The following is an 8,853-nucleotide window of genomic DNA, read 5'->3' as shown; positions in this document are numbered from 1 at the left end:
CTCATGGAGGCGAACCTGCGCCGGGCCATGACCATCTCCGACGGCGACTGGACCGCACTCTTCGCCTCGCCGCTCTCGCTGACGCTCTGGGGCATCGCCATCGTCGGCTTCGTGCTGCCGATCCTCTTCGGCAAGGCGCTCAAGCGGCGGATGCACATGGCCAAGGACGAGCCCGGCGCGGTGGTGGATTAGGATGCTTGCGTTTGACCTGGGCCGGTTCTAGCCGAATATGTCATTCGGGTGTGTTCTGGCAGGGATGGAAACCGGATGATTCCAGCTAGCGGATTGGCGAGACTCGGCATCGCATCGGCGTTCGCGATCCTGATGTTGTCGGGCATGGCGCTTGCGCAGTCGAGCGAGCGCGTGAACTTCGCCGCCGGCAAAGACAACGCCGCCGTGGAGGCCGAAGTCATCGGTGGCGGATACAAAGATTACATTCTCGGCGCGGCCGCGGGCCAGACGATGGGCGTCTCGCTCATCACCGATGGGACCGCATATTTCAACATCCTTCCGCCGGGCAGCGACGGCGAAGCCATCTACATCGGCTCGATCGACGGGAACGACGCCAGCATCAAGCTTCCCGCTGCGGGCGACTACACTATCCGCGTCTACCTGATGGGAAATGACAAGGACAGCGGCCGGACCGTGCCGTTCACGCTCTCCATGACGATCATGTGAGGCTGGCACCATGGCCGGTTGTGGGTGACGTGCGATGTCCCGTCCGATGAGGTCGATTTTTCCCCCGGGAGCGGATGTGCGAGGTTGCGTGCAGTATTCGACGGGAATGCTTGGGCGAGTGCCGGCGCCATTGCGCCTTTCTTGAACGAAAATATGAAAGGGACTGAGATGACACATAAGAAGACACTGGCCGGCCTGGCCCTCTGCGTCGCCGGCCTTGCCGCCTGCGACGCGGATACCGGTGCCGACATGTCGAGCATCGCGGCCGCACCGAGCATTCAGGAACAGGCTTGCCTCGCGGGCGTCTCGAACGAGACCAACAACGGCGAGGTCACGGTGCTGAGCAACGAGTTCTCGGAGGCCAATTCGCTGGTGATGATCGGCGTCGGCCCGGACCGCGCGCCCTGGCGCTGCCTGGTCTCCAACGACGGTGTCGTCGCCGAGATCTCCTCCGCGACCGACGAAGGCGCGCTCTGACGGAATGCCGGGGCCCCTCCGGTCCGGGCGATCTGCCTGGGTGGGCAGGAAAGGGAGCCGCATGACCGACAGGCCAGGACCGTGACGCGATTCTGCCGGATCGTGACGGTGGGATTCGGTCTCCTCTACCTGGCAGCGCTGGGCCTGTTCCTGGTCGGAACCTTCGGCCTTTTCGGCAGCGAGCGGGGGCCGCTCGCCGGCGTCTTCCTCGTGCCGCTCGGTCTTCCCTGGACACGCTTGCTGGACGGCGTCGCGCAGCCTTTGCTGCCCTGGCTCGCGGCGCTTTCCCCGCTCGTGAACCTCGCCATCCTGGTGGCAATCTGCCGTCTCGCCACGGCGAAGCGGCGCTGATCGTGGGCCCGGGCGGGGGGGGACGCGCCGCGCGGGAAATGGACAGCACGGATCGGTGCTGGCACTATGGCCTCCCGTTGGCGGGAGGCCGGCATGAAGTCATCCACTCTCGCCGTGGCGGGGTGCCTCCTGCTCGGGCTTCCCGCTTCGGCCGAAATCGTGTCGAGCGTCGATCCCGATGCTCTGCCGGCCGGCAAGCAGACGCGCCTCGAGCTCTATCTGACGGCGGAAGACGCCGGCGCCGCGCTCGCGGCCGACCCGGGCATCGTCTTCGTCGATGCGCGCGATCCGATCGAGGTCGCCTTCGTCGGCCATCCGGAGCCCATCGATGCCATCGTGCCCTTCCAGACCGCCACGCTGGATTTCGACGCCGGGAGCGGGGAATACCGCATGGCGCCGAACCCCGGCTTCGTCGCGCAGGTGGATGCGCTGATGGCGCGCGAGGGCCGGGGCAGGGACGACCCGGTCTTCTTGATCTGCCGTTCCGGCAACCGGTCGGCCGAAGCCGCCGACGCCCTGGCCGCGGCCGGCTACACCAATGCCTGGAACCTCGTCGAAGGCTTCGAGGGCGACAGGGACCCCTCGGGCAAGCGAACGCTCGACGGCTGGCGCAACGCGGGGCTTCCCTGGAGCTACGCCCTCACCCCGGAGCAGGCCTGGCCGCGCGCGGAGTGACGGCGCGCGTCAGGCGAGCGCGCCCTCGGGTCCGATCATCCCGGCGCCGCGCAGATAGGGCGCGAGCGCCTCGGGGATCGCCACCGATCCGTCCTCCTGCTGGCCGTTTTCGAGAACCGCGATCAGGCAGCGGCCGATGGCGAGGCCGGAGCCGTTCAGGGTGTGCACGAATTCCGGCTTCGCGCCCTCGCCCCGGCGGAAACGGGCGTTCATGCGGCGCGCCTGGAAGTCGCCGCAGACCGAGCAGGAGGAGATCTCGCGATACTTGTCCTGGCCGGGCAGCCAGACCTCGATGTCGTGGGTGCGCCGGGCGCCGAAGCCCATGTCGCCTGTCGCGAGCACCACGGTGCGATAGGGCAGCGCCAGCGCCTCCAGGATGTGCTGGGCGCAGCCGGTCATGCGGTCGAGCTCGGCGCGGCTGTCCTCGGGCCGGGTGATCGAGACCATCTCGACCTTCTCGAACTGGTGCTGGCGCAGCATGCCGGCGGTGTCCTTGCCGGCGCTTCCCGCCTCGGAGCGGAAGCACTGGCTGTGCGCGGTCATGCGCATCGGCAGGCGGTCGTCGTCGAGGATCTGGCCCGCCACCAGATTGGTCAGCGTGACCTCCGAGGTGGGAATCAGCCACCAGCCGTTCTCGGTGCGATAGCTGTCCTCGGCGAATTTCGGCAGCTGGTTGGTGCCCAGCATCGCCTCGTCGCGCACCAGCACCGGGGTCCAGTGCTCGGTGAGCCCGTGCCGCTCGATATGGGTGTCGAGCATGAACTGGGCGAGCGCCCGGTGCAGCCGGGCGACCGCGCCGCGCATCACCACGAAGCGGCTGCCGGAGAGCCGGCCCGCGGCCTCGAAATCGAGCCCGGGAATCGCCGCCGGAATCTCGAAATGCTCCAGGGGCTTGAAGGTGAAGTCCCGCGGCGCGCCCCAGCGGTGGATCTCGACATTGGCGGTCTCGTCGGGGCCGTCGGGGACATCGTCATAGGGCAGGTTCGGCAGGCCCATGAGCAGATCGCGCAGCGCGGCATCGGCATGGGCGGCTTCGGCTTCGAGCCGCGCGATCTCGTCCTTCTTCTCGGCGACGAGCGCGCGGAGCCGCTCGAATTCGGCATCCTCGCCGCGCGCCTTCGCGGCACCGACCTCGCGGCTCGCGGCATTGCGCTCGGCAAGCGCCTGCTCCGCCGCGGAAATCCGCTCGCGCCGCCGCTCGTCGAGCGCGAGGATCTCGTCCGTGACCGGCGCGAGGCCGAGGCGGGCGAGGCCGGCGTCGAAGGCATGCGGGGTCTCGCGGATCAGGCGGATGTCGTGCATCGGGGCGTCCCTCGGGCGTGTTCGGGTGGCCTTATGCCGGATCGCCGGGAGGGGTTCAAAGCCTGATTTCGCGGAAGCAACGGTTCGGCATCGACGATCTCGACTGGGTGATCGGACCCGCGCCGGATCGCATGCAGGACCTGCAATCCTTCCTGTCGCCCAGGGACGGACCGGGCGCGTCCTTGCGCTTCGATCCATCGCGGCCGGGGGAGGCCGGATCCTTTGCCAGGGTCTCCGGGGCGACACCCGCATTCGGCTTCTCCGTGGCAACGGCCGCGATCCCGGTACAGCGCTTCGGCGCAATGTCGAACGCCTTGATGCTCTCGAGGTCCGGCGCCCTGGTCCGGCCGATTGCCTTCGCGCCGTCCTCCCCATATCCGGCGATTGCGTCGCCAGGCGCCACGTCACGGCGACGGGTCTCTCCGACGGGCATGCCTTCGAGCTCTCCGGGCCTGGCGAGGTCCTGCTCGCGCTTCTCGGTCCGGGCCGCGGCGGTGGCGCGCATCCCGGCGGTCCGGTCCGCCCGCCGCCCGGGTTTCCGGACCGCCGAACGGCGACCGGGACGAGCCAGGCGGTGGAGCGGTCTTTCCGCTCGCGCCTGATGATGCTACCCATGGGATGCGACACGAGAGACAAGATCGAGACGAGTGGCCGGACGGTAAGTGGCTGACAAAGATAAAAGATACAGTGAGCTCGATGCGTCGCGCCTCTCCGTCGCGCCGATGATGGACTGGACGGACCGGCATTGCCGGATGTTCCATCGCGGCTTCACGCGACGGGCGCTGCTCCATACCGAGATGGTCACGGCCGCGGCGGTGCTCTGCGGGGACCGCGAGCGGCTGCTGGCGCATCACCCGCGCGAGCGCCCGCTCGCGCTGCAGCTCGGCGGCTCGGATCCCGCGATGCTGGCGGCAGCGGCGCGCATCGGCGTCGCGGCGGGATACGATGCGATCGACCTCAATGTCGGCTGCCCCTCGGACCGGGTGCAATCGGGCTGCTTCGGCGCCGCGCTGATGCGGGAGCCGCGGCTCGTGGCCGAATGCGCGGCGGCGATGATCGCGGCCGCGGGCCCGGTGCCGGTCTCGGTCAAATGCCGCATCGGCGTCGACGAGCAGGATCCGGAGGCGGTGCTGCCGGCCTTCCTCGCGACCCTTGCCGGCGCTGGGGTGCGCCGTGTCGCCATCCATGCCCGCAAGGCCTGGCTCCAGGGCCTCAGCCCGAAGGAGAACCGCGAGATCCCGCCGCTCGACCACGGCCTGGTGCTGCGCATGAAGGCCGCCTTCCCCGATCTCGCGATCGTCATCAACGGCGGCATCACGGATCTCGACATGGCGGGGGGCTTCCTCGAGCGCGGGCTCGACGGGGTGATGATCGGGCGCGCCGCCTATCGCACGCCGGCGCTGCTCGGCGCCGCCGACCGCCGCATCTTCGGCGCGCCGGGGCGGGACGTCGAGCCGGAGGCCGCGGTGCTCGCCATGCTGCCCTATATCGAGGCGGAACGGATGCGCGGCACCGGGCTCCAGGCGGTCACGCGCCACATGCTCGGCGCCTTCCAGGGCCGGCCGGGCGCGCGCGCCTGGCGGCGGCGGCTCTCGGAGAACGCGCACCGGCCGGGGGCGGGGCCCGAACTGGTCGAGGCGGCGCTGGCCTTGGTGGGGGAGAGGGCCGCCGCCTGAGCGGGTGAGGAGGGGCCTCGTCCCGCCGTGGCGTCATCGTCGGGCCCGCGCCTGGGATCCGCCGAGGCGGTCAGCCGGAGGCGGGGCCGTCCCGTCTGGCGATGCGGGCCGCGCGGCCGCCGCGGCGGGCGGGGGCGACCAGCGGGGCGCGGGAGGGGAGCTCCGCCATCACCGCGCGCCGCGCCTCGGGGCTCATCCGGCTCCAGCCGGTGATCTCCTCGATCGAGCGGTAGCAGCCCATGCAGAGCCGCGCCTCGGGATGCACCACGCAGACCTTGATGCAGGGGCTCTCCACCGGCTCGCGGCGCCAGACCTCGTCGCTCATGCGCGCTCCGCCGCCAGATGGCCGAGCCGGTCCAGCAGACCCTGCAGGATATAGCCCGCCGCCACATGGTCGATCACCTCCGCCCGGCGCCGGCGCGAGGCATCCGCCGCAAGCAGCGCGCGCTCGGCGGCGACGGTCGAGAGCCGCTCGTCCCAGAAGGTGATCGGCATCCCGGTCAGGGAAGCGAGGTTGCGCGCGAAGGCGCGGGCCGACTGGCAGCGCGGGCCTTCGCTCCCGTCCATGTTCCGCGGCAGGCCGATCACCAGCCCGCCGATGCCGCGCGCCTCCGCCCGGGCGAGCAGATCCGCGGCATCGGCCCTGAAGCCGCGGCGCCGGATCGTGGCCAGGGGCGAGGCGATGCGCCGGCCGGTGTCGGAGACCGCGAGGCCGATGGTCTTGGTGCCGAGGTCGAGCCCCATCAGCGCCGCCCCGGGCGCAAGCGCCGCGGCGAAGGCCGCGACGTCCTCGTGGATCGCCGCCGTCACGGGGCGAGCCCCGCGTCGCGCGCCGCCGCCGCGATCTGCGCCAGCGCCGCCGGATCCCCGGCGAAGGCCTCGCCGGCCTCGTCGCGGATGCGCCCCGCCTCGTCTGCGCGCCCGAGCACGCCGAGCGAGCGGATCAGCTGCGCCCAATCCTCGGGCGGCCCGCCCTCCGTCGCCAGCCGCTCGGCCAGCCGGTCGACCATGCCCTCGATCATCGCCTGGCGCTCCCCGGCCGGCATCGCGCCGGCCGCCTCGACCTCCGCCGCGCCGGGGCCGCGCGCGGGCGCCGGCGGCGGCCGGCCGGCCTCGGCGGCGAGACCCTCGATCACCGGCGCGATCGCCTTGACCCAGGGCGCGTCCGGCGGTCCCTCCTCGAGCAGCCGGCTCCAGATCGGATAGGCGCGCTCGGGCTGGCCGTTCTGGAGGAAGAGCAGGCCGGAGAAATAGCGCCCCGAGGGATCCTCGGGATCCTTCGCGAGCCCGGCGGCCAGCGCCGCCTCCGCCTCGGGCGAGATCCGGCCGTCCTCCGCGGCGATCATGAGCCCCGCCAGCGACACGAGCTCGTGGCCCGGAACCGCCTCGCCCTGGATCCCGATCACCCGCCGCTGGGCGTCGACCGCCTCGGCCATGCGCCCCATGCCGGCGAGGCTCGTCACCAGCAGCCGGTGGCCCTGGAGGTCGTCGGGCCGGTCTTCCAGCACCTTCTGCAGCTGGGCGATCAGCGCGGCCCCGTCGTCGCGCTCGGCCTCGATCGCGGCGATCTGCGCCTGGCGCTCGCGCAGGGGCCGGTCCGGCATGCCCGGGGCGCCGAGCTGGAGATAGGCCGCGCCCGCACCCGCGCCCGCCAGCACCAGCGCCGCCAGCGCCGCGGCGCGCGACAGGCCCCGGGGGGCGGGGCCGGCGGAGGCCTCCGCACCTTCGGCATCGGCGGCGGCGAGCAGGCGGCGCGAGACCTCGATGCGCGTCGCCTCCGCCTCCTCGGCGCTGAGGATCCCGCGCGCCCGGTCGGCATCGATCTCGCGAAGCTGGTCGCGGAAGACCTGCATGTCGTGGCTCGCGCGCCGGGCGAGCCGGTCCGAACCGCGCAGGAGCGGCGCCAGGACGAGCGCGAGGCTGCCCAGCACCAGTGCCGCCGCGATTCCAAGGAACACCATCAGGCAAGCATCCGAGTCAGGCGATTTCCGCGCCGGACCCTAGCTTCGGCGACGGTCGGGCACAACGGCGCATGAAAGGGGTCCAAAGTGATCGCATTCGGAGTCCGATCCTTGTTCTTCGGCCGCGCCACCACAAGACGAGGGCAGTGCCACTCCCCGAAGCGGCCCCGTCGCGCGGTCCGTTCCGCGTCAGTCCTCGGCCGGCATCCGGTAGGGCCGGTCGCCGGCGAGGCTCGGGATCCGGGCGCGCACCGTCTCCACCTCGGCGAGATCGACGGTCGCCAGCACCAGGCCGGGCGCGTCGCCGCCCTCGGCGAGCACCTCGCCCCAGGGGCCGACGATCAGCGAATGGCCGTGGCAGGCGCCGCCGCCCTCGACCGGCCCCACCGCGCCGGGGGCGACCACGAAGGCGCCGTTCTCGATCGCGCGCGCCCGGTTCAGCACCCGCCAAGGCGCCCCGCCGTCGCGTCGCGTGAAGGCCGCGGGCACCGCGAGGATCTCCGCGCCCGCCCTGGCGAGATCGCGGTAGAGCAGCGGACAGCGCAGGTCGTCGCAGAGGCTCATGCCGATGAGGCCGAAGGGCGCCTGCGCCAGCGCCGCCACGCCGCCCGGCCCGCCCCGGTCGCTCTCGCGACAGGTCTCGGCTCCGGAGAGCGCGACGTCGAAGCGATGGATCCTGTCGTAGCGCGCCCGGATCCGGCCGGCGTCGTCGAGGACCATGCTGCGGTTGCGGATCCCGCCCTCCGGCCCGGGGATCGCCAGCGAGCCGATCAGCATCCAGACCCCGTGCCGGGCGGCGAAATCCGCGAGGCCGGCCAGCACCGGATGCTCCGCCTCCGCCGCGGCCGGGGGCACCACCGAGGCGCCTTCGCTGCGCAGGCCGCCGCAATGTTCCGGCAGGGCGAGCAAGCCCGCGCCCTCGGCCACCGCGGCCTCCGCCAGCGCGAGCGCCTCGCCCAATGCGCCGGCAAAATCGGGCCGGGGCCGGGTCTGGAGGCAGGCGATCCGGAGGGGGCGTGCGCTCATGGCGCGATCCTGCCGGTTCCCGGGCCTTAAGATCAAGCCGGGATTGCGGAGCCGGCCGATGGCACGCTCAGCGCAGCGCGGGCTCCAGCGCGCTGACCGCGCCCACCCCGAGCTCGCGCAGGAGCTTCATCCGCATCGCCCGCTCGAAATCGGTGTAATCCACCGCGCTCATCACGAAGGCGCCGGGCCCGGCGATCACGTAGCTCGCGTAATAGCGCTTCAGCGTCTCGCGGGTCGCGCCCACCACCAGCCCGTTGACGGTCACGCCCTCGAAGGGGAAGACGCGCCGCGCCATGTCCGGCGAGAAGCCCTCGTTGTTGGTGCCGTCCCCGGAGATGTCGAGGGTATGCGCCCAGCAATCCCGCCGCGTCTCCAGCGCCCGCGCCCCGAAGCCCATGGCGAAGCCGAGCGCGGTGGGATATTCGGTATGGCTGCGCCCCAGCCCCCGGATCCGCGCCGCCACCGCCGCGAGATCGCGCTCCGAGCCGATCGCCACCCAGGGCTGCCGCACCGATTGCTGCCCGCGCCCGCTCCATTCGTAGATGTGCAGCGCCACGTAATGCCCCGGCACCGCGAGGAAGGCCTCCACCACCTCGGGCGCGGTCAGGGCACGGGCGAGGCCGTCGTTCTGCAGCCCGTATTCCCAGGCATCCACCGAGGAGGAGACGTCGAGCGCGAGGCTGAGCGCCAGCCGGCAGGTCTCCGCC

The 8,853-nt window shown here is 72.0% G+C and carries 12 protein-coding genes and 1 pseudogene; 6 read left to right on the top strand and 7 right to left on the bottom strand.

The genetic code is table 11. The annotated features are described in order from the left end of the window. From V7050_RS14765 to V7050_RS14745, 5 genes and pseudogenes are all read left to right on the top strand, one after another. Positions 1-192: pseudogene (locus V7050_RS14765) on the top strand (tripartite tricarboxylate transporter permease); the annotation flags it as partial. 93 nt (positions 193-285) lie between these two features. After that, positions 286-678, top strand: a complete 393-nt coding sequence (locus V7050_RS14760) for a hypothetical protein (protein ID WP_324398282.1) — start codon at positions 286-288, stop codon at positions 676-678. A 168-nt stretch (positions 679-846) separates the two neighbouring features. Continuing rightward, positions 847-1,155, top strand: a complete 309-nt coding sequence (locus V7050_RS14755; protein WP_324375575.1) for a hypothetical protein — start codon at positions 847-849, stop codon at positions 1,153-1,155. 108 nt (positions 1,156-1,263) lie between these two features. Beyond that, positions 1,264-1,506 carry a hypothetical protein gene (locus V7050_RS14750; RefSeq protein ID WP_324398281.1) on the top strand — a complete coding sequence of 81 codons (243 nt, stop codon included), beginning with the start codon at positions 1,264-1,266 and terminating at the stop codon, positions 1,504-1,506. A gap of 93 nt (positions 1,507-1,599) precedes the next feature. Then, positions 1,600-2,181 (top strand): rhodanese-like domain-containing protein, encoded by a 582-nt coding sequence (locus V7050_RS14745; RefSeq protein ID WP_324375572.1) that lies wholly within the window; start codon positions 1,600-1,602, stop codon positions 2,179-2,181. A gap of 9 nt (positions 2,182-2,190) precedes the next feature. Here the strand turns inward: V7050_RS14745 and serS are convergent, their stop codons facing one another. After that, a complete protein-coding gene (gene serS, locus V7050_RS14740; protein WP_324375570.1) occupies positions 2,191-3,483 on the bottom strand; it encodes a serine--tRNA ligase in 1,293 nt (430 codons plus the stop codon). Positions 3,484-3,538: 55 nt separating this feature from the next. After that, positions 3,539-3,988, bottom strand: a complete 450-nt coding sequence (locus V7050_RS14735; RefSeq protein WP_324370697.1) for a hypothetical protein — start codon at positions 3,986-3,988, stop codon at positions 3,539-3,541. Between the two features lie 157 nt (positions 3,989-4,145). Here V7050_RS14735 and dusA point away from each other — a divergent pair, with 157 nt between their 5' ends. Then, on the top strand, positions 4,146-5,159 hold the full coding sequence (gene dusA, locus V7050_RS14730; protein WP_324375567.1) for a tRNA dihydrouridine(20/20a) synthase DusA: 1,014 nt from the start codon (positions 4,146-4,148) through the stop codon (positions 5,157-5,159). A 70-nt stretch (positions 5,160-5,229) separates the two neighbouring features. On the opposite strand, the gene V7050_RS14725 is transcribed toward dusA, so the two are convergent. The 5 genes from V7050_RS14725 to V7050_RS14705 form a co-directional block, all read right to left on the bottom strand. Further along, entirely contained in the window at positions 5,230-5,484 is a 255-nt protein-coding gene (locus V7050_RS14725; protein ID WP_324370253.1) for a DUF1289 domain-containing protein, read from the bottom strand. After that, positions 5,481-5,903 (bottom strand): Holliday junction resolvase RuvX, encoded by a 423-nt coding sequence (ruvX, locus tag V7050_RS14720; protein ID WP_324370257.1) that lies wholly within the window; start codon positions 5,901-5,903, stop codon positions 5,481-5,483. The genes V7050_RS14725 and ruvX overlap by 4 nt, the downstream gene beginning before the upstream one ends. A gap of 62 nt (positions 5,904-5,965) precedes the next feature. Continuing rightward, positions 5,966-7,120, bottom strand: a complete 1,155-nt coding sequence (gene ccmI / locus V7050_RS14715; RefSeq protein ID WP_324370251.1) for a c-type cytochrome biogenesis protein CcmI — start codon at positions 7,118-7,120, stop codon at positions 5,966-5,968. A gap of 189 nt (positions 7,121-7,309) precedes the next feature. Next, a complete protein-coding gene (locus tag V7050_RS14710; RefSeq protein WP_324370247.1) occupies positions 7,310-8,146 on the bottom strand; it encodes a nitrilase-related carbon-nitrogen hydrolase in 837 nt (278 codons plus the stop codon). 67 nt (positions 8,147-8,213) lie between these two features. Next, positions 8,214-8,853, bottom strand: a 640-nt coding sequence (locus tag V7050_RS14705) for a DUF1194 domain-containing protein (RefSeq protein ID WP_324410728.1), incomplete at its 5' end; no start/stop codon positions are given.

It is taken from the genome of Amaricoccus sp., assembly GCF_036846665.1.
Classification (GTDB): domain Bacteria; phylum Pseudomonadota; class Alphaproteobacteria; order Rhodobacterales; family Rhodobacteraceae; genus Amaricoccus.
The sequence above is the reverse complement of the archived record's forward strand: the minus strand, read 5'-3'. Positions and strand labels throughout refer to the sequence as shown.